This is a genomic window from Thermostichus sp. MS-CIW-40, assembly GCF_054058315.1.
This window is the reverse complement of the sequence record NZ_JBSSAC010000002.1, coordinates 66890-85813: the sequence shown is the minus strand read 5'-3', so window position 1 is coordinate 85813 and position 18924 is coordinate 66890. Positions and strand designations below refer to the sequence as shown.

Here is an 18924-nt window from a genome sequence, read left to right as displayed (position 1 = left end):
GCATCTACCCTAGCAGACAATCCGCCCACAGCGTTTGCAGACTACGTTTTCTACTGTTGCCGTTTTTTGTTTTTGTTTACATTGCTTACAGGGCTTACAAAATTTTTGCCTATGGAGCCCGATCCGCTGTGCACGGACTTCCCACCGCTATCAAATACTAGTTCGCGGGGGAAAGAAAGTTGTGTAGACTTATGGATCTCTTCAGGATTGTGTAGACTTATGGATCTCTTCAGGATCTTTCAGGGTGAGCAGTGACGAGGCGGAGCTTTGGTTCCGAGATTTTCGGCAGACCTGTGTAAGGGCGGTACCACATTGAAGGCTGGCTCTGGTTGAGGGTCATCTCTCCAAACAGAGGTTCTTGTTGCCCGCAGACTGAGGTAGGGTGGGATAACCCTGGAAATTGGGGTGGTTTGGACAGGTTTTCTCTCTTTAATCTCTGCTTCTGTTTAATCTCTGCTTCGCTTTCCCCAATGTCTTCTCCCCATTCACTGGCGACCTTGCTATCTGATCCAGGGGATCCCTTGCCGATCCAGACTCCATCAACGGTCTCGGAATTGGCCGGAATCTTAAAGGAGTGCCAAGGGCGGAAAGTGCTGCCGCTGGGGCAGGGGAGCAAGTGGGGCTGGGCCCACTCTGTGGAGCCGGTGGATTTGGTTCTCAGCACGCGCGGCTTACGCCGGCTCATCGACCATGCGGCTGCTGATCTCACCGTCACGGTGGAAGCTGGCATGACTTTGGCGGAACTGCAACACATCTTGGCCGAGCGGGGGCAATGGTGGCCGGTGGATCCCCTCTATCCGGAGCGGGCTACCCTGGGGGGCATTATCGCCACTGCCGATACGGGTTCTCTGCGCTGGCGTTACGGCGGGATCCGCGACTTGCTGCTGGGCATAGCCTGGGTGCGGGCGGATGGGGAAGTGGCCAAAGCGGGCGGGCGGGTTGTCAAGAATGTTGCCGGCTATGACCTGATGAAGCTGTTCACCGGATCCTTGGGCAGCCTAGGAATTTTGACCCAGGTGAGCCTACGGCTTTACCCGTTGCCGGCAGCTCAGTCTGCTTTGCTGGCTACAGGATCCCTGCCGGAGCTGGAGGTCCTGTGTCAGCAGGTGCTGACCGGCCCCGTTAACCCTGTGGGGGTGGATCTCTGGCTAAGGGCAGAGGGATCCCAAGTTTGGCTCAGCTTTCACGGCTCGGAGCGGGCGATTGCCCAGCAGATGGCCCAAACGCGGCGGCTGGCCCCTGCAGGGCTGACTTTGCAGGAAGTGAATCCCGGCTCTCTGTCCCTGCCTCAACCCGGCTCAGGGGCGGTGCTGGCCAAGTTCGGGTGCCTGCCCAATCAGAGCCTGGCAACATTGGAGCAGTTTCAAACTCTATTCCCTGGGGCTCAGGTGCAACTGCACCGAGGCTGTGGGCTAGGGCGGGCTTGGCTGGTTCAGCCAGAAGTGGGATCCCTAATGCAACTGCAACGCTACCTCAAGTCTGCGGGCGGATTTCTCCTGCTTCTGGAGGCGCCGCCAGCTCTGAAGAGGGCTCTTGCCCATGACTTTGGCCCGGTTGCAAGTCTGATGCGCAAGCTGAAGCAGCACTTCGACCCTGCCGGCACCTTCAGCCCCAGCTTGATATAAACATCGCCCTCGCCACCGCTGCTTCCTCGGGATCCCTCTGGCCAAACGTCTTGTTCCGGTGCATGATAGATCTATAAGAAATTGAAACATTTCTTAACATCACTTCTCAGTATCTCAGCGTCAAAGCTAAGAGAGGGATCAGCATGAGCATCGAGTGGCAACGGATACTCCGCGTTGGGGTGGGCTTTTGCCTTGGGCTGTTGATTGCGGTGGGTGGGGGATCCCTGACCTGGGCGCAACCTGCCCTGCCGGTGGTGCCGATGGAGCTGCCTCAGCCGCCCGTGCCGGTCTTGGACTTGGCGGATCAGTTGACCAGCAATCAGGAAGCTCAACTGGCCCAGCATCTGAACAAGTTAGAGCAAGACACCGGCTGGAAGCTGCGGGTGCTGACTCAGTTCGACCAAACACCGGGTCGTCAGGTGAAGGAATACTGGGGCTTGAATGAGCGCAGCGTTCTGATGGTGGCGGATCCCAGGGGGGGCAACTTACTGGCGTTTAATGTGGGGGATGCTGTGCGCGAGATCTTGCCACGTACCTTTTGGATTGAGCTGCAATCTCGCTTTGGCAACCAATTCTATGTGCGGGAGCACGGCACCCAACGCGCCATCCTGGAGACCGTTGATGTCTTGGATCGCTGCTTTCATCAGGGGGGCTGCCGTGTGGTGCCCGGCCTGCCTCAAGAGCAGTGGATCCTAACGCTGGTGACCTCGATTTTGGGCGGGATTGTCTTCGGGTTTGCCGGCAAGCCCCGCCATGCGGAGGAGCTGTTTAACTGGCGTTGGGCCTTGCTCATTTCTCCCCTGTGGTTCATTTTGTTCGGGGCTTTCGGTATCGGCCCGGTGGTCACACGCACGCAGGATTGGATCCCGGTGTTGCGCAACGTCTTGGGGTTTCTGGCAGGGGCTTTGGTGATCTACCTGGCTCCCATTGCTCGCCCGGCAGTGGATCAGCAGTAGCTGACTCGTGAAGTCGGCTGGGCGTCCTTCCCTGCGAGCCCCAGTTCGCAGGGGACAAATGCTAGAATCGGTGAGCAGAAATTGCTGATGTAGCTCAGTTGGTAGAGCACTCGACTTGTAATCGAGCGGTCGTCAGTTCGAATCTGACCATCAGCTTCTGGTGCCATGGAACTTGGCTCTGCTGTCTCCTCTCGCTGAAGCCGAACTCAGCTTCTACACTGGTGGTTAGATTGGCATTAGCGGGATCCCTGAGCCTTACCGGCAAAAGGCCAAGGCCGTTCCCTGCTCAGTTTGGCATACCTACTCAGCCGATTGGGTTGTTCTCCTGATTCTTCTTGGATGTCTATGTCCGGTCTCCCAGCCGCTACGGTTCGTCGATTGCAAAAGCTGCCCCAGGTGCCCTCGGTGTGGGAAGGGGATCGCCACAAGCTCTCAGGATCGCCACCCATGGGATCCCAAACGGAAGGGGAGTGCATTCTTTGGGTAGATGGCGTTCAGGGCGTGGTACGGGCCATGGAAGTGGTGCCCGCCGATTCTGGCTTTGAGCCGATGGTGCGAACCTTGATTGTGGCCATGGAGCGGCCCCATGCTGCCTCACCTGCTCGCCCCCAGAAGATCATCGTGCGGGATCGAGAGGTGCAATTTTTCTTGCGCGGCATCCTGCACGAGCTGGACATTAAGGTGGAATGCCAGCCGGAATTGCCTCTAATCGATGAGATCCTTCAGAGCTTTGAAGAGGCCAACGAACGGATCCCTCCCCCTCTGCCGGAACACTATGTTGAGTTGCTGGCCGGCAAAGCCCTTACCCTCTGGCGAGATGCTCCCTGGGATTACCTAGAGGATCACCAAATCCTGGCGATCGACCTAAATCACTGGGATATCCAAACCCTTTATGTCTCGGTGATGGGGCGGTTGGGCATGGAGTATGGGGTGCTTTTTTATCGCTCGCTGCCCTCTCTTAAACAGTTTCGCCAGGATGCGGGCCAGCCGGATACTCCCGAAGAGATGGAGGAAGCCTTCCTCAGACAAGATTGTCTCTATCTCACATTCCAAGCTCGCAATCCTGAACTTAACGAACTGCCGGATCTGGACTTGGCAGAGTTGGATCCCGAGGAAATTGAGCCGAACTTTGGCACCATTCACCCCCTGGAAGGCTTGCGCGTGACTTTGCAGGAGGACGAGGCAGCGGTCTTATCGGTGGCCCTGGAAGCCTTGCATCGCTTCTTCAAGCAGTACCACCGCAAGCTGGAAGATGACTTTCGCTCCTATCAAGGTCGGTACCGCATTCCCAACCCCCAAGAGAAGGGAGCAACCCTTTCGGTGCAGGTGCGCACTCTGCCGGACGTGGCTGAAGAGCTGCTGGAGCTGGAAGGGGAGGAGGAAGAACCTGCCCAAACCCTGCTGCGGGATGATTTGGTGCCGGAAGGGGCGCAGATAGGTCTGGGGGTCTTGCCGTGGACAACGGTGGAAATGCTGCGGCGCACGGGGCAATGGCATCCCCTCCCCCAAAGCAAGCTGGTGAAAAATGGAGAAGGGCTGCCGGTGGTGATTGTGCGCACCTCTCGATCAAAAGCAAAGCAGCTCATCGAGAATTTGCGTGGGGAAGGCGGGCCCCAGGGCGTTTGTTTCAACACAGGGGTGGATCCCTTCGATGGCGATCGCTACGACTTGGAAATTGTGCAAACGGGCAATCGCGATCTGCACCTGTTTGGAGAGTTTCCCGAAGATGATCCCGTTCACTCCATGGCTCGCAAGCGCTGGGAGCGGCGTTGCCGGGATACGGGTGGCTATTGCGGCTTGGTGGTGGCGATGGGGGTGAATTCTACGCGCCCAGAGCTGCAAGTGCGCCACATTCTGGCCTTGTTTGAGATGCAGGCTTTGAACCCAACGGGACTGGGACTGGGGCCGATGGTGCGAATTAGCCGAGAATTGCCTTTGCCTTGACCGTCCGGACGGAGGCAGGCCAGGTGCTACCGGTAACCTGGGCAACTTTCTCCCAGCCGGGATCCCTTCTTTCTATCTCTGGCAGGTTTACCGGGCGGTGATCCGGTTTCTCCAGGGATCCACGCTATCTTGGCTCTGGTTCTCTCCTGGGTGCTGACCGGCAAAATAGCTCGACAAAGCATCTCGACAAAGCATCTCGACAAAGCATCTCGACAAAGCATACAGTGGCCCTATCATCTGGGGGCTCTGGTATTGACCCTCAGTTTGTGGCAAGTGCTTGGAGTTTAGGGCAAGGGATCCCAAGTATCCTGCCGCCGCAGGGTAGCTTGTCGCAGCCGAGCCAAGTTGGCCGATCCAGTGCAAAAGGCAGCAATGCGCAGCTCCTCGATCACGGCGCGAAAGGTGTCCACCACTGCCTGCATCTGTCCTTGGGAGACGGCGTGTAAAGCGGGGGCGGCCATACCCACCACATCGGCTCCCAGACGGATAGCTTTGGCCGCGTCGATGCCATTGCGGATGCCGCCGCTGGCCACCAGGGGTAAGTCCGGCAGCAGGCGACGAATTTCCAGCAGGGACAAAGCCGTTGGGATCCCCCAGTCCCTGAAGCTGTGGGCAATGCGTTTTTTGAGAGCATCTGTTTGGCGATGGGCCTCCACCTCGCTCCAACTGGTGCCGCCCGCCCCCGCCACATCCAGGGCCGCCACACCGCATTCGGCCAGCCGCTGGGCTACCTTAGCACTGAGGCCATTGCCCACTTCCTTCACCACCACCGGCACCGGCAACTGCGCCACCAACTGTTCGATGCGGCCATACAATCCACGCCAGTCGGGATCCCCTTGGGGCTGAACCGCCTCCTGGAGAGGATTGAGGTGCAGAATCAGCGCATCCGCCTCGATCATCTCCACCGCCCGTCGCGCCTGCTCCAACCCATAGCCGTAGTTGAGCTGAACGGCACCCAGGTTGGCCAGCAGCAGAATATTCGGGGCCACTTGGCGCACCTGGTAAGTCCGGGCCAGCTCTGGATGTTCCAAGGCTGCCCGCTGGGATCCCACCCCCATGGCAATGCCCAACTGTTGGGCAGCGGCGGCCAGTTGTCGGTTTAGCTCATGGGCAGCCTCTGTTCCCCCCGTCATGCTGCTGATGAGCAGGGGTGCCTGTAGGCGTTTTCCCAAGAATTCGCAGCTTAGGTCGATCTCCGGCAACAGCAGCTCCGGCAGCGCCACATGCTCAAAGAAAAACCGCTCAAATCCGGTGCGGATCCCTTTGGCAGCCACATCCTGCTGCAGAACAATGTCCAGGTGATCCTGTTTGCGCTCGGAAATGGGGGGGAGAGAATCGGCCATCATGTCAGCAGTGCGGAGCACCTTGGTCTTGGTAGAGATTGTCAGTCTATAACGCCGCGCGCTGCCAAAAGCGAACAGCATTGCCCGTTCGCGCTAGCGGGACGGAGTCTAAGGTGACTCGCTATCTACTGGGACAGCAGTGCGGTTCCCGGTAGGGTGCCGGAGGCATAGCACTGTCGCGTCAGCGGTGCGGTTCCCGGTAGGGTGCCGGAGGCATAGCACTGTCGCGTCAGCGGTGCGGAGCACTATGATGTGGGCGGGATCCCAACCGAACAGCCATGCAACCCTTGCACATCTTGCTGGCAGAAGGCAACCCTCATCTGCGCAGCTTGCTGTGTTGGCATTTGCAACAGGCCGGACACCAAGTTTGGGAAGCAGAGACCCTTCGCCAAGCAAAGACTCTGCTGCAACACCAGCCCATTCACCTGCTGATTTTGGATGCGGAGCTGTCCAACCGCGGCGGGCTGCAACTGTGCCAGTGGGCCCATCGCCAGTACGATCTGCTGATTTTGCTACTCTCCCACCGGGGATCCGAAGCGGACATTATCGCCGGCCTAGAAGCAGGAGCGGACGATTACCTCACCAAGCCCTTCAGTATGCAACTGCTGGATGCCCACCTTCTAGCCTTGGCTCGGCGACGACAGCGGCATATTCCTCCCACCTTTCTGCAGTATGGGGATCTCAAAATTGACCTGGTGCAACGGCGCGTTGCCCTGGCCGGGGAAGGGATCGACCTCACGCCTCAGGAGTTTAGCCTGCTGATGGTGCTGGTGCAGGCGGATGGGGATCCCGTCTCTCGTCTAGAGCTGCTGGAGCGAGCGTGGCCGGATTCCACCGATAACCCTCGCACCGTCGATACCCACATCCTCTCGTTGCGCAAAAAGCTGGAACGGGATCCGCGCCAGCCCAGCTTGATCCACACAGTGCGCAATGTCGGCTACTGCTTCGGTCTCAACCCCCCGCTGCCTCAGGAACAGAAAACCGTTTCAGTGGCTGCAGGCGTTTCGGGATCTGGGCCTCAGCGGCAGCGTCGTGGAGTTGCAGCGTCAGGGGAGGCACCTGCAAATCAATCAATCAAATCCCGCTAGGCAGATTGCGCAGGATCCCAGTCGGGATCGCTCAGTTGCAGCAGAGACCGGCGCACCCGCTGCTCCAGAGCCAGGTTGTGATGTTGGCGGCTGACCTGCAGAGCTGCTTGCAAATCCGAAAAAGCTGTCGCTTTATCCCCCATATTCCAGTAGGCCAGCCCTCGTCCGTACAACCCATACTCGTCGGAGAGGTCAATCCGGTTCATGTCCGCTTCCAGGCGAAAGGCCCGCTCGTAGTCATCTAAAGCCGCTTTGATCTCCCCCAGCGCATAGAGAAGGTTGCCCCTGCTGTAGAGGACGTTGGGCTGTTGGGGTTCTATTTCTAGGCTGCGGCTGAGGTCGGCAATGGCCTCGTCAAAGTGATCACCACAGGCATAAGCCACACCTCGCTGGTAGTAATGGGCCGGGCTGGGATCCCAGTCAATAGCCTGCGACCAATCGGCCAAAGCCGCCTCCCAGGTGCCCAGGTAGCTGTGCAAACGGGCTCGCTGGGAATAGGCAAGTGCTGAGGTGGGATCCAGGCGGATGGCTTCATCCAGGTGGGCTAGGGCCAAAGGCAGGGATCCCTGTTGCATGAGCAGGTTGGCCAAGCTGAGGTGGTGGGGGACATTGGGGTGTAGGCGCACCAGCTCAGCAAACTCCGCCGTTGCTCCCTGGAGATCCCCCTGAGATTGACGAATCAGCCCGCGATAAAAATAGGGTTCTGGTCGCCGCGGGGCCAACCGGATCGCCTGGCCGAAATCCTCCAGGGCCTGGGGAACTTGGCCGAGGGCAAAGTAGGCTTCTCCCCGCAAAATGTAGGCGTTGGCCAGGCAGGGATCCCGTTGCAGAGCCAAGCTGAGCTGTTCAATAGCCCCCAGCAAATCCCGGTTCAGCCACCGTTCTCGACCACGGTTGTAGGCCAAGATGGCCGGACGGGTAAAGGCAGAGATGGCGGCTGCACCCACCAGGCCCATCACTGCCAAAAGACGATCCTGCCGCCAGCTGGCCATGCTCCCCAGCAACAGGGCAACCGCAATCAAAAGGCGCAAACCGGCAGAGTCGTGGGCTCTGAACATACTGCTCTGCACCGCTGTTACGAGCGTATCCTGTTTTTTTAATCTGCTCGCGAGCTTCTGATACATTTACGCTGAACACTGCTGAACATCACTGTTCAACTATGCAGCGATAGCATTCTGTTTGTTTCCATTCGCGTCAGCGGGACGGAGTCCGAACAGAATGGCGGTATCCCGCAAAGCTTTGAGTAGAATACCCAAAGCGCAGTTTCCGTGTCGTCTTACTACCAATTTTCTGCTTTGCTTTGGCTACCATGTTGGCAGACTCGAAAGTAAACAGAAAGATCAACTGGTAGTAATCCGTACTGAACATATTATACATTATTTTCAGTATAGTTGAGCTTATTATTGACTAGAGTCATGCTCTCTGATTCTGCCCGATTTGGCAGCGAAAAACGCCGAACAGCTCAAGCCCAAAAAGCTCCCGTAGCTCACTTGGATCAAGAGTAGAAAGGGGATCCCCGTGCTCCTCCCAACCCTTTAGCTTGTGGGGGTGTGGGGGTAGCTAAGCCCCGCACTGTACCCGTAGCGTCAGTGTCGGGATACAGATACCCCCACATGGTGTATGATGAGAGTAGTTGCACAAAACGGCTTTGCCGGAATCTGGTGCAGCTACGCGGTGGGACATCCCGTGTCTGCTCGCAGAGGGTTCTTGCGTAGGCTCCCCGATGAAGCGAGAAGCCCACACTGTACCCGTAGGGTCAGTGATGGGAGTATGTCACGCCCAGAGCATCAACCGCAGCTCATAGGGATCGTGCATATCGGGGTGAAAGGGCAGCAAGCGGATGGCTAACCCTTGCAAGCCGCTGGCCTCATAGCAAATCTGGCCGGAGAAGATGGCCCGATCCTCCACCGTCTCCACATAGCGCAGGGAGATTGCCTGTCCTTTCTGAATCTGGCCCTCATCATTGACCGGCCCCTGGTAAGCTTGCACGATCACATCCTGAGGTCGCAGGGATCCCAGCCGCACTTCCACCGTCACGGTGAGGGGATCCCTGGCCATCACCACTTGGTCATCCTGTGCCAAGGCAAGGCCGGCAGCGGCAGCTTTCTTCGGGGTTTCGATCTGGACGTTGAGAACCTGGATGTTGTACCAATGCTCCTGCAGGTGGTTTTGCCAACGAACGAACTGGCGGGCCGACTCGAAGTGGTCACGGCGCATGCGGTCGAAGTAGTTGCTGAGAGGAATGTAGGCTCGCTGGACGTACTCCAACACCATGCGCTGCGTGCTGAACTGGGGGCAATTGAGGCGAATCGCCTGCTTCATGCGCTGGATCCACTGATGGGGTAGGCCATCGCTGCCGCGCTGGTAGAAGAGAGGGGCAACCTCTTGTTCCAGCAGGTCGTAGAGGGCATTCGACTCCACCTCATCTTGATAGGCGCGATCCTCATACTCCTCACCGCGGCCAATGGGCCAGCCGGTCTGGTAATAGTCAGCCTCGTCCCACCAGCCGTCCAAAATACTGAGGTTCTGTCCACCGTTGGCTGCCGCCTTCATGCCACTGGTGCCGCTGGCCTCCCGGGGGCGCAAGGGGTTGTTCAGCCACACATCCACCCCGGCCACCATCAAGCTGGTGACATACATGTCGTAGTCCTCAATGAAAACCAAGCGCTGGCGAAACTCCGGCTGCCGCGACACCTGCACGATCTGGCGGATCAGCTCTTTGCCGGGTATGTCGCGGGGGTGGGCCTTGCCGGCAAAGATAAACTGCATCGGGTACTGAGGATGGTTGAGCAAAGCCTTGAGCCGTTCCAGGTTGTGGAACAAAAGGGTGGCCCGCTTGTAGGTGGCAAAGCGGCGGGCAAACCCAATGGTAAGCACCTCCGGGTTGAGGGCCTCAGAGGCCCGTTGGATCTCAGCCGCTGAGGCAGCCCGTTTCTGGAGCTGTTCCATCAAGCGCTCGCGGGTAAAGTTAATCAGGCGGGAGCGGCTGCGCTCGTGGGCCCGCCACAATTCCCCATCCGGAATCCGATCCACCTTTTGCCAGAGGGGATCCGAAGGAGGAGCCTCTGCCCAATCCGGCCCCAGGTAGCGGTCGTAGAGGGCTTGGTTCTCCTCCCCCACCCAGGTGCGGACATGTACCCCGTTGGTGATGGAAGTAATCGGCACTTCTTCCAGCGGGATCCCAGGCCACAGCCGGCTGAACATCTTGCGGGAAACCGCCCCATGCAGCTTGCTCACACCGTTGACAAAAGAGGCCATGTTGATGGCCAGCACTGCCATGCTGAAGGGAGATTGGAAGTCGCCAGTATTTTCCCGTCCCAAAGCCAAAAAGCGCTCCCGGCTCAGGCCCATCTGGCTGTAGTAGAAGCCGAGGTAGTAATCGATCTTGTCGGGCGGGAATAGGTCGATCCCGGCGGGCACTGACGTGTGGGTGGTAAACATCTGGCTGGACTTGGCCACCTGCCAGGCCTCTTCAAAGCTCAGCCCCTGCTCCACCATCAACAGGCGAATCCGCTCTACTGCCAAAAAGGCCGAGTGCCCTTCGTTCATGTGGTAGACGGTGGGATGGATGCCAAGGGCCCGCAAAGCCCGCACGCCGCCGATCCCCAGCATGATCTCCTGGTGGATGCGCAGATCTTGGTCGCCGCCGTACAGCTCATCGGTGATGTCTTGGTCGTACTGGCTGTTGGGCTCGATGTTGGTGTCCAGAAGATACAGGGGCACCCTCCCCACCATCACCTTCCAGATGCGGGCGAACACCTTGCGGTTGGGATAATCCACCTCAATGCGAATTTCGCGGTCCTCCGCATCTCTCTGCAGCTCCAGGGGCATGTTAAAGAAATCGTTAACTGGGTAGCGTTCCTGCTGCCAGCCGTCGGGGTTGAGGTACTGGCGAAAATAGCCCTTTTGGTAGAGCAAGCCCACGCCCACCAAGGGCAAGCCCAGATCGCTGGCCGCCTTGAGGTGATCCCCGGCCAAAACCCCCAAGCCGCCTGAGTAGAGGGGCAGACAATCGGCCAAACCAAACTCGGCCGAAAAATAGGCATAGCATTCCCCCTCCACCGCTTGGGCCGAACGATACTTGCGGTACCAAGTGTCTTCCTGCAGATAGCTCTGCAGTTGTTGGCTGGCCCGTTCCAACTGGGCCAAAAAGCCGGGATCCTCCGCCAATTCATCCAGCCGTTCCTGCCGGATCCGACCCAGAAGAGCCACCGGGTTGTGGGCACAGGCATCCCACAGATCGGGATCCATGCGCCGGAATAGGCTGCGGGTTTCTACGTTCCAACTAAAATGCAGGTTGTAAGCCAACAAGCGCAGACTTTCCAGCGGAGTAGGCAGGTAGGGAGTGACCTTAAACGTGCGTAGCGGCTTCATAAAGACTGGGAGGAGCGTTGTTTCCACTGTCAGGCTACCTTGCCCTCAGGCTGAGGGCGTGGCTTTTTAACTTGAATGTCGATTTGTAATCCAGTGGATGCCGAGCTGTAATCCAACGGCTGCTCGAACTCCCTCAGGGCTTCATTCAAGATGGATCCGACTGCCCCACTGGCCGATACGATCGCTGCCATTGCCACTGCGGTGGTGCCTGAACAGGGCAGCGTGGGGATTGTGCGCCTTTCCGGGTCACGAGCCCTTCCCATTGTCCAAGCCATCTTCACCCCTGCCCGCCGCAACGCAGTCTGGGAGAGCCATCGGCTCCTCTACGGCTGGATCCGCGACGAGAAAGGCCAAATCCTAGACGAAGCGCTGGCCGTTTGGATGCAGGCCCCCCGTTCTTACACCCGCGAAGATGTGGCAGAGCTGCATTGCCACGGTGGCATCATGGTGGTTCAGGCCACGTTGCAACAATGCCTGCGGCAGGGGGCGCGGTTGGCTCAGCCGGGGGAGTTTAGCCTGCGCGCTTTTCTGAATGGCCGCATTGACCTCACCCAGGCCGAGAGTGTGGCCGATCTGGTGGCGGCCCGCTCCCCTCAGGCGGCCCGGATGGCCCTAGCAGGCTTGCAGGGTAAGTTAGGGGGATCCATTCGCGCCCTGCGCCAGGAGCTGCTGAGTTTGTTGGCAGAAATTGAGGCTCGCCTCGACTTTGAAGAGGATCTGCCCCCCTTGGATGTTGCCGCTTGGCAGGCCCGGCTCCAAGCTATTCAAGCCCAGATCCAAGCCCTGCTGGCCACGGCAGAACGGGGACAACTGCTGCGCACCGGGGTGAAGGTGGCCATTGTCGGGAGGCCCAATGTGGGCAAGTCCAGCCTGCTCAATGCTTGGTCAGGACAGGATCGGGCCATCGTCACCGATCTGCCCGGCACCACCCGCGACGTGGTGGAATCCCACCTGGTGGTGAAAGGGATCCCCGTCCAGCTCCTGGACACTGCCGGCATCCGCGCCACCGAAGATCCGGTGGAACGGCTGGGGGTGGAGCGCTCCCAACGCCTAGCTCAGGCTGCCGATGTGCTGGTACTGGTCATCGATGCCCAAGCGGGCTGGACGGCTGCCGACGCCGCCATCTACGAGTCGATCCGCCATCGCCCCCTCATCCTGGTGATCAACAAAACCGACCTCGCCCCGCCAGAGGGGATCCCTCTCCCCCCCGAGATTGCCCACCGCGTCCCCACGGTTGCCGCCCAAGGGAAAGGGATCCCGGAGCTGGAAGAAGCCCTGGAGCAGCTTGTCACCCAGGGACGTCCCCAGCCCAATCTGGAGATAAGCCTGAACCAGCGGCAGGCCGCTGCCCTCCGACAAGCCCAAGCCAGCCTGGAACAGGTGGGGCAGGCCATCCAAGCTCAGCTCCCCCTGGACTTTTGGAGCATCGACCTACGGGGCGCCCTGCATGCCCTTGGCCAGATCACCGGCGAGGAGATCTCGGAATCGGTGCTGGATCAGATCTTCAGCCGCTTCTGCATCGGTAAGTAGCCCCCTAACTCATACTCATTTTGAGTTTGTGTTACTATGGGCTCAGTTGGGAAGCCGAAGCGGATCCCCGATAATGGAAACACAGTTAGGAGGTTGGCCATGGTTACCGCCGAGAAAACCCGTCTCTACCCCACCCAGATCGATTTGCCAGCAGAGGCTCGCGCGCAACTGGTGGAGCTGCTCAACCAGTCCTTGGCAGACACGTTGGATCTGAAGACGCAGGTGAAACAGGCCCACTGGAACGTTAAAGGCATGCACTTCATCGCCTTGCACGAGATGTTCGACACCTTCGCCGGCACCTTGGAAAACTACGTGGACATGCTGGCCGAACGGGTTACGGCTTTGGGGGGCATCGCCCGCGGCACGGCTCGCATCGTTGCCCAAACCTCCACCTTGCCGGAGTACGATCTGGCCGCTGAAGAGGGTCGGGATCACCTGCAGGCTTTGGCAGCCCGTTACGCTCAATATGCAGCTTCCGTCCGCCGCAACATTGACCGCACCACCGAACTGGGGGATGCCGACACAGCAGACCTGTTCACCGAGATCTCGCGCCAGATTGACAAAGATCTTTGGTTTATCGAGGCTCACCTGCAGGCGTGACGCCAGCGAGGCCAGTCACAGGCAAGTGGATCAAGCAAAATGGGCGTTAACGTTCCCCTCCTGTATTTGGTGGCTCTGGCCAGTATCCTCGGCGTGGCGGGCTTCTTTGTCCTGCGGGAGGTGCTGCGGGTACGGGCCCAGGAAAAGGTCATCCGTGAGCTGCAGCCCCGCCTGAGCAAAGGCAAGGGATCCCCGCAGGAGCACTACGAGTTGGGCAGCGTCTATTTGCAAAAAGGCCTCTACGACCAGGCGGTTGCCCAGCTTAAAAAAGCCCTAGAAGTGGCCGGGGAGAACATTCCCCCCGTCTGCAACGCCCTCGGTTTTGCCTACTTCAGCCAGGGGCAATACGACTTGGCCATCCGTTACTACAAGGATGCCGTGGCTGCGGATCCCGGTTATGTAACTGCTTGGAACAATCTGGCCCATGCCTATGAGAAGAAAAATCTCTATGGCCCAAGCCTGGAAGCTTACGAAACTGCCCTGAAGTTGGATCCCCGAAATGCCATTGCTAAGCGGCGCTCGGAGTCTCTGCGCAAACGGTTGCAGCCCAGCCCCTGAGGATCCCATCTGCAATTCCATCCGCAGAAATACTCTTGACCGCAGCACAGTTGTCCATAGGAGTTGGCTCTAAAGACTCCATCCTGCCTGTGCAGGCACTTCCTTATCCTCTCAAAAGAAGATTGATAATATTGAAATCTTGAGCGCAAATGTAAGATCCGGTATCGTGTTGCCTGGGCTGGTATTATGTCTTAAATAAAACGAGAGGCCATTTCATGGATTCGCAATCGGTAGCACCTGTGGTTTTGGTGATCCTGGATGGCTGGGGTTATCGGGATGCTCTCGATGGCAACGCGGTGCTGGCTGCGGAAACCCCTGTCCTGGATAGCCTTTGGGCTGCCTATCCCCACACCCTGCTGCAAGCTTCGGGTCGGGCCGTGGGCCTGCCGGCAGGACAGATGGGCAACTCTGAAGTCGGGCACCTGACCTTGGGGGCAGGGCGGGTGGTGCCGCAGGAATTGGTGCGCATCAGCGACGCGATAGAGACAGGATCCCTCTTCCAGGATCCCTTGTTGATGCAAGTTTGTCGCCAGCTCAGAGAGCGAGGGGGCCGTTTTCACTTCGTTGGCCTTTGCTCCGAGGGGGGGGTTCACTCCCACATCGACCATCTCTATGGGTTGCTCAAGCTGGCGGCCCAGGCTGAGATTCCGGCCTATGTCCACGCCATCACCGATGGCCGCGACACCTTGCCCCGCGATGGTGCCAGGGTTCTGGCCGCCCTGGAAAAAGAGCTGCAATGGCTGGGCAATGGCGTCATCGCCACCCTGAGCGGACGCTACTACGCCATGGATCGGGATCGCCGTTGGGAGCGCACCCAGAAGGCCTACGAGATCATGACCCAAGACGGCCCTGGCTGTGGACAAAGCGCCGCGGAGGTGATGGAAGCTTTCTATGCCCAGGATCTCACAGACGAGTTCATCCCGCCCACCCGCCTGGCTCCGGGGGCTGTGCAGCCGGGAGATGCGGTGCTTTTCTTCAACTTCCGCCCAGATCGCGCCCGCCAACTTACCCAAGCCTTTGTCTGCCCAGACTTTTCGGGTTTTCAACGCCCCTTGCTGCCGGATCTCACCTTCATCACCATGACTCAGTACGAGGCGGATCTGCCGGTGCAGGTGCTGTTCAAGCCGCAGAACCTGAATCACCTGCTGGGCCAAGTGGTGAGCGAGGCCGGCCTCAAGCAATTGCGCATTGCCGAGACGGAAAAATACGCCCATGTCACCTACTTCTTCAACGGCGGCATCGAGCAGCCCTTCCCCGGCGAAGATCGCATCCTGGTGCAAAGCCCGCTGGTGACCACCTACGACCAGGTGCCAGAGATGTCGGCAGTGGAAGTGACCGACAAAGCGATAGAGGCCATCGCCCGCCGCGAATACAGCCTGGTGGTGCTCAACTATGCCAATCCCGACATGGTGGGCCACACCGGCAACTACGAAGCCACCATCCGCGCTTTGGAGACGGTAGATCGCTGTTTGGGCAGGTTGCTGGCGGCAGTGGTAGATGCGGGAGGCACTACTTTGATCCTGGCGGATCATGGCAATGCAGAGCTGATGTGGGATGAGAACGGCAACCCCTGGACGGCCCACACCACCAACCCCGTTCCCTGCATTCTGGTGGAGGGGGAAAGGCGCAAAATCCCCGGCTGTGGCGGCGATGTCAAGTTGCGCTCCAACGGCACTTTGGCTGATGTGGCCCCCACCCTGCTGGAGATCTTGGGCCTGCCTCAGCCCCCCGAAATGACAGGACGTTCGCTTTTGCAGCCGGCAGAATACACCATCCTCCAGCGGCAACCCAGTCCTGTGGGGCGGTAGGTGCCAGGGATCCCTTACTCCGTCACTGGGATCCCTTCTTGGGCCAGCCATGCTGTTAGCTCTCCCCAGTTGCGATAGACAGCCAGAACCCGTGAGCGATCGGGGTGATAGGGGGCAGCCAAGCGCTCCAACTGCAAAAAGCGGGCCTGGGGAGGGATCACCGCCGCTTCGGGATCGGGGGGAGTGGGTCGGCGCAAGGAGCTGCTGTAGCCGCGGTAGATCAGCACCAGATCAGACTCTCCCTCGCTTTCCACCTCCACCCGCAGCACCTCTTGCGGGTGGTCTTGGCTATAGCGCTCCAAGGCCAAGGGCCAAGGCAGGGCCCTCATGCTTCCAGTTCCCCCTTATCAGTTCCGGGTCGCAGCCGCCAGACAAAGTAGAGGCTGTAGAGCAGGTAGGCCACCAGCCCCCAGGCCCCCACGCTCCCCAGCAGCTCCGGCGATACATTGGGATGGAAGATCTCCCGAAACCCCAGCGGTGGCCCAAACCAAGCCCGGCACTCCTCTGGCAGAGAAGTGCGGAAAGCACAGGGCACAAAGGCCCCCGAAAAGAGGATCCCGGCCCCCATATAACCAGTCAGGCCCCACCGCCAGAGCAAAAAGGCTCGCGCCGCCCAGCTTCTCGACTGCTCGAGAGCAGCACTCCAGTCCCGCCAAAACCAAAGACAAACCAAGATCAACAGCCGCGCCATTGCTCCACTGAGAAAGCTGACGGGCAGGCCCCCAATCATCAGGTACACCGTCACCGCCAAGAGGCTCGATACCCGCCAATAAACGATCAATAGCTGAATCAAGGGCCGCAACCCCACCGCAAAAGCCCAAATCAGCAGCAGCAATGGCATCACCACCGTCAGCGCCACTGCCAAGCGGTAGTCCAGCCAGATTGCATCCACCAGCCAACTCTGGGGAGTCATCCTCACCCTCTGCCACTCCTGCCCCTTAGTATATGAAACCTGGGGGATCCAGGACGGGACACAGAGAGTTACGGAATGTTAACGCCTGCTGACCATCCCCAGCAAAACTTTACACCAGACAGCTTTCAGAAAGTTTTCCATTTTGCCGCTACCGATCCCCGAAAGTGGTAGATTCTTAGCTAGCTCCTCAGAGGAGCATGACTCTAGTCAATAATAAGCTCAACTATACTGAAAATAATGTATAATATGTTCAGTACGGATTACTACCAGTTGATCTTTCTGTTTACTTTCGAGTCTGCCAACATGGTAGCCAAAGCAAAGCAGAAAATTGGTAGTAAGACGACACGGAAACTGCGCTTTGGGTATTCTACTCAAAGCTTTGCGGGATACCGCCATTCTGTTTGGACTCCGTCCCGCTAACGCGAATGGAAACAAACAGAATGCTATCGCTGCATAGTTGAACAGTGATGTTCAGCAGTGTTCAGCGTAAATGTATCAGTATCCCTGTCGTTCGGAAGGCCAGCTGCCTGTCTGAGCGACCAGCGGAGTCTCCTTCAGACCTTGGCCCAACTTAATCTCATTAAGTATTGTTACTTAATCGTGTTATCTTGGGTTAAGGTCAAACCTTGAGAGGCATGACCTCAAAACCATGGCCCGTTCTTCCAGACTCCTCTCTCACAGTTCTACCCGTTGGAAGGCGACCCAGTGGAAGCCCAGACCACTGCCTCCCTTGGAGAATGCACCTCCTTCTCCGAAGCGGGAGGAAGAGACAGGGGATCCAGTTGCGTCAGAGCCACCCCTTGCCCTGGGGAAGCCCGATTTGGCGAGGAAGGTGAAGGGTGGAGCTAGGGGGGCAGCAGTTGCTGGCAGCGGGAGCTATGAAGCGCTGCAGCTGTGGCTGGTGCTGGTTACCTTGGGGGTAAGTCTGGCCATTGCCGTGGGAGTGGCCCTGGTTTACTCTCTGGGGGTAGCTGCCAACTACTTGCTGGGGGCGGTTGTTGGCGTGGTTTATCTGCGCATGCTGGGCCGCGGCGTAGCGGAGCTGGGCAAAAGCCGCAACCGTTTGGGGGTGACGCGTTTGGCTCTGTTTGTCGGGCTGATCGTTTTAGCCACTCAGGTGAAGTCTTTACAGATATTGCCCATTTTCCTGGGGTTCATGACCTACAAGGTCACCCTGCTCATTCATCTTGTCCAGACCTTGACCCGTTCATCTTCTTCTGTGTGATGCCCATGAACCTGTCCTTCTCCTCTCCTCCTCTTTTGGCAGAACTCGAGGTCGGCCATCACCTTTACTGGCACCTGGGCAAATTCACGGTTCACGGGCAGGTTTTGATCGCCAGCTGGATCGCCATTGCCCTGATCTTGACGGTGGTTATCTTGGGCACCCGTCAACTGCAGCGGGAGCCGGCTGGTCTGCAAAACTTTGTCGAGTATGCCCTGGAATTTGTGCAGAGCATTGCCCGTGCCCAGATTGGCGAGAAAAACTTCCGGCCCTGGGTACCCTATGTCGGCACCTTGTTCCTGTTCATCTTCGTCTCCAACTGGATGGGCAACCTCTTCCCCTGGAAGTTAATTCCCCTGCCGGAAGGGGAGTTGGCCTCCCCCACCAACGACATCAACACCACTGCCGGGTTGGCGCTGCTCACCAGCATCATGTATTTCGTGGCCGGCATCAGCAAGCGGGGGCTGTCTTACTTCAAAAAATACATTGAGCCTACCCCGATTCTGCTGCCCATCAATGTTTTGGAAGATTTCACCAAGCCCCTCTCCCTGAGTTTCCGTCTGTTCGGCAACATCCTGGCCGAAGAGCTGGTGATAGCGGTGCTGGTGCTGCTGGTGCCCCTGTTTATCCCAGTGCCGGTGATGGTTCTGTTCCTGTTTACAGGGGCGATTCAGGCTTTGATCTTCTCAACCCTCTCGGCAGCTTACATTGGAGAGGCGCTGGAAGGTCATGGAGGAGGGGATCACCACGATTGATCCCGCTGGTCGGTCGATCCATCTTGAACCTTTTCGGGAGGATCATCTCAAATGGGTCAGCGCAAGGGATCCCTTCTTTTGGTAAGGTTTGTTGGGGCTGACAGATTGGTTCTGAAAGCCGCCGACAAGGGAGTGATTTGAGGCTGTAGTGTATCAGACCCGATCACCTCTGAAGCTCAAGAGACGTTGTTGTTGTGTCAATCACCAA

15 protein-coding genes and 1 tRNA gene are annotated in these 18924 nt (G+C 58.4%); 11 read left to right on the top strand and 5 right to left on the bottom strand.

Annotation, left to right across the window (positions count from 1 at the left end; all coding sequences use genetic code 11):
* Positions 1-497 precede the first annotated feature (497 nt).
* The 4 genes from ACVWXF_RS01545 to ACVWXF_RS01530 all read left to right on the top strand — a co-directional run bounded on the left by ACVWXF_RS01545 (position 498) and on the right by ACVWXF_RS01530 (position 4525).
* Positions 498-1625: an FAD-binding oxidoreductase gene (locus ACVWXF_RS01545; protein ID WP_457473447.1), complete on the top strand. Its 1128-nt coding sequence runs from the start codon at positions 498-500 to the stop codon at positions 1623-1625.
* A 143-nt stretch (positions 1626-1768) separates the two neighbouring features.
* Positions 1769-2581, top strand: a complete 813-nt coding sequence (locus tag ACVWXF_RS01540) for a TPM domain-containing protein (protein ID WP_083757667.1) — start codon at positions 1769-1771, stop codon at positions 2579-2581.
* A gap of 83 nt (positions 2582-2664) precedes the next feature.
* Positions 2665-2737 (top strand) — tRNA-Thr (locus ACVWXF_RS01535).
* Between the two features lie 189 nt (positions 2738-2926).
* The gene (locus ACVWXF_RS01530) at positions 2927-4525 is read left to right on the top strand and encodes a DUF6930 domain-containing protein (protein WP_457473446.1); all 1599 of its coding nucleotides are present in this window, start codon (positions 2927-2929) and stop codon (positions 4523-4525) included.
* A gap of 284 nt (positions 4526-4809) precedes the next feature.
* Here ACVWXF_RS01530 and fni read toward each other — a convergent pair whose 3' ends face one another.
* Positions 4810-5868: a type 2 isopentenyl-diphosphate Delta-isomerase gene (fni, locus tag ACVWXF_RS01525; protein ID WP_457473470.1), complete on the bottom strand. Its 1059-nt coding sequence runs from the start codon at positions 5866-5868 to the stop codon at positions 4810-4812.
* A 278-nt stretch (positions 5869-6146) separates the two neighbouring features.
* On the opposite strand from fni, the gene ACVWXF_RS01520 reads away from it, so the two are divergent.
* Positions 6147-6956, top strand: coding sequence for a response regulator transcription factor (locus tag ACVWXF_RS01520; RefSeq protein WP_457473445.1), 810 nt, complete (start codon positions 6147-6149; stop codon positions 6954-6956).
* On the opposite strand, the gene ACVWXF_RS01515 is transcribed toward ACVWXF_RS01520, so the two are convergent.
* Positions 6953-8014, bottom strand: coding sequence for a tetratricopeptide repeat protein (locus tag ACVWXF_RS01515; protein WP_457473444.1), 1062 nt, complete (start codon positions 8012-8014; stop codon positions 6953-6955). The genes ACVWXF_RS01520 and ACVWXF_RS01515 overlap by 4 nt on opposite strands.
* A 715-nt stretch (positions 8015-8729) precedes the next feature.
* On the bottom strand, positions 8730-11330 hold the full coding sequence (gene glgP / locus ACVWXF_RS01510; RefSeq protein ID WP_457473443.1) for an alpha-glucan family phosphorylase: 2601 nt from the start codon (positions 11328-11330) through the stop codon (positions 8730-8732).
* A gap of 150 nt (positions 11331-11480) precedes the next feature.
* Here glgP and mnmE point away from each other — a divergent pair, with 150 nt between their 5' ends.
* From mnmE to gpmI, 4 genes are all read left to right on the top strand, one after another.
* On the top strand, positions 11481-12860 hold the full coding sequence (gene mnmE, locus ACVWXF_RS01505; RefSeq protein WP_457473442.1) for a tRNA uridine-5-carboxymethylaminomethyl(34) synthesis GTPase MnmE: 1380 nt from the start codon (positions 11481-11483) through the stop codon (positions 12858-12860).
* A gap of 99 nt (positions 12861-12959) precedes the next feature.
* Positions 12960-13460 (top strand): DNA starvation/stationary phase protection protein Dps, encoded by a 501-nt coding sequence (gene dps, locus ACVWXF_RS01500; RefSeq protein WP_414416568.1) that lies wholly within the window; start codon positions 12960-12962, stop codon positions 13458-13460.
* Positions 13461-13499: 39 nt separating this feature from the next.
* Positions 13500-14018 (top strand): tetratricopeptide repeat protein, encoded by a 519-nt coding sequence (locus tag ACVWXF_RS01495; RefSeq protein WP_011434229.1) that lies wholly within the window; start codon positions 13500-13502, stop codon positions 14016-14018.
* Between the two features lie 215 nt (positions 14019-14233).
* The gene (gene gpmI / locus ACVWXF_RS01490; protein WP_457473441.1) at positions 14234-15826 is read left to right on the top strand and encodes a 2,3-bisphosphoglycerate-independent phosphoglycerate mutase; all 1593 of its coding nucleotides are present in this window, start codon (positions 14234-14236) and stop codon (positions 15824-15826) included.
* Positions 15827-15840: 14 nt separating this feature from the next.
* On the opposite strand, the gene ACVWXF_RS01485 is transcribed toward gpmI, so the two are convergent.
* Both ACVWXF_RS01485 and ACVWXF_RS01480 read right to left on the bottom strand, forming a co-directional pair.
* On the bottom strand, positions 15841-16155 hold the full coding sequence (locus ACVWXF_RS01485; RefSeq protein ID WP_414330481.1) for a DUF7734 family protein: 315 nt from the start codon (positions 16153-16155) through the stop codon (positions 15841-15843).
* Positions 16152-16739, bottom strand: a complete 588-nt coding sequence (locus ACVWXF_RS01480; RefSeq protein WP_457439747.1) for a DUF3177 family protein — start codon at positions 16737-16739, stop codon at positions 16152-16154. Before ACVWXF_RS01480 ends, ACVWXF_RS01485 begins: the two co-directional genes overlap by 4 nt.
* 820 nt (positions 16740-17559) lie before the next feature.
* Between ACVWXF_RS01480 and ACVWXF_RS01475 the strand changes: the two genes are divergently transcribed.
* Together ACVWXF_RS01475 and atpB are read left to right on the top strand one after the other, a co-directional pair.
* Complete coding sequence (locus tag ACVWXF_RS01475) at positions 17560-17964, top strand: hypothetical protein (RefSeq protein WP_238376806.1); 405 nt, start codon at positions 17560-17562, stop codon at positions 17962-17964.
* A 5-nt stretch (positions 17965-17969) separates the two neighbouring features.
* Positions 17970-18716, top strand: coding sequence for a F0F1 ATP synthase subunit A (gene atpB, locus ACVWXF_RS01470; RefSeq protein WP_414349847.1), 747 nt, complete (start codon positions 17970-17972; stop codon positions 18714-18716).
* The last annotated feature ends 208 nt before the right edge of the window (positions 18717-18924 follow it).

What these genes read in the sequence shown, in the direction of transcription:
- ACVWXF_RS01540 (WP_083757667.1), top strand. Translation starts at nt 1,769, where the DNA reads ATGAGCATCGAGTGGCAACGGATACTCCGCGTTGGGGTGGGCTTTTGC.
- ACVWXF_RS01530 (WP_457473446.1), top strand. Translation starts at nt 2,927, where the DNA reads ATGTCCGGTCTCCCAGCCGCTACGGTTCGTCGATTGCAAAAGCTGCCC.
- fni (WP_457473470.1), bottom strand. Translation starts at nt 5,868, where the DNA reads ATGGCCGATTCTCTCCCCCCCATTTCCGAGCGCAAACAGGATCACCTG.
- ACVWXF_RS01520 (WP_457473445.1), top strand. Translation starts at nt 6,147, where the DNA reads ATGCAACCCTTGCACATCTTGCTGGCAGAAGGCAACCCTCATCTGCGC.
- ACVWXF_RS01515 (WP_457473444.1), bottom strand. Translation starts at nt 8,014, where the DNA reads ATGTTCAGAGCCCACGACTCTGCCGGTTTGCGCCTTTTGATTGCGGTT.
- glgP (WP_457473443.1), bottom strand. Translation starts at nt 11,330, where the DNA reads ATGAAGCCGCTACGCACGTTTAAGGTCACTCCCTACCTGCCTACTCCG.
- mnmE (WP_457473442.1), top strand. Translation starts at nt 11,481, where the DNA reads ATGGATCCGACTGCCCCACTGGCCGATACGATCGCTGCCATTGCCACT.
- dps (WP_414416568.1), top strand. Translation starts at nt 12,960, where the DNA reads ATGGTTACCGCCGAGAAAACCCGTCTCTACCCCACCCAGATCGATTTG.
- ACVWXF_RS01495 (WP_011434229.1), top strand. Translation starts at nt 13,500, where the DNA reads ATGGGCGTTAACGTTCCCCTCCTGTATTTGGTGGCTCTGGCCAGTATC.
- gpmI (WP_457473441.1), top strand. Translation starts at nt 14,234, where the DNA reads ATGGATTCGCAATCGGTAGCACCTGTGGTTTTGGTGATCCTGGATGGC.
- ACVWXF_RS01485 (WP_414330481.1), bottom strand. Translation starts at nt 16,155, where the DNA reads ATGAGGGCCCTGCCTTGGCCCTTGGCCTTGGAGCGCTATAGCCAAGAC.
- ACVWXF_RS01480 (WP_457439747.1), bottom strand. Translation starts at nt 16,739, where the DNA reads ATGACTCCCCAGAGTTGGCTGGTGGATGCAATCTGGCTGGACTACCGC.
- atpB (WP_414349847.1), top strand. Translation starts at nt 17,970, where the DNA reads ATGAACCTGTCCTTCTCCTCTCCTCCTCTTTTGGCAGAACTCGAGGTC.